This window comes from Serratia sp. ASV30 (genome assembly GCF_016428815.1).
Taxonomy (GTDB): domain Bacteria; phylum Pseudomonadota; class Gammaproteobacteria; order Enterobacterales; family Enterobacteriaceae; genus Chania; species Chania fonticola_C.
Window position 1 is genome coordinate 1 of the sequence record NZ_JAELTL010000244.1, and the last position, 317, is coordinate 317.

1 protein-coding gene and 1 pseudogene are annotated in these 317 nt (G+C 70.0%); both read right to left on the reverse strand.

Translation table 11 applies throughout. From position 1 onward, the window contains the following. Positions 1 to 128, reverse strand: a pseudogene (locus JHD74_RS27170) (hypothetical protein); the annotation flags it as partial. Beyond that, positions 118 to 317 (reverse strand): hypothetical protein (locus JHD74_RS26275; protein WP_199063939.1); only part of this gene is annotated, 200 nt, incomplete at its 5' end. The gene JHD74_RS26275 and the pseudogene JHD74_RS27170, both read right to left, overlap by 11 nt.

Below are 317 nucleotides of genomic sequence, written 5' to 3' on the forward strand. Positions count from 1 at the left end.
TCGATGCCGTTGTTCTTCGACTTCGACATTTTGCTCATGCCAGCATAGACCAGTTCACGGCCTTCAGGATCGGTTGCTTTGACAATGCGGCCTTTCTCGTCACGTTCGACGGTGGCATCAACCGGGGCTGTCTCTTATACACATCTCCGAGCCCACGAGACAGGAGGTATCATCTCGTATGCCGTCTTCGGCTTGAAAAGAGGGGGGGGGGGGGGGGGGGGGGGGGGGGGGGGGGGGGGGGGGGGGGGGGGGGGGGGGGGGGGGGGGGGGGGGGGGGGGGGGGGGGGGGGGGGGGGGGGGGGGGGGGGGGGGGGGGG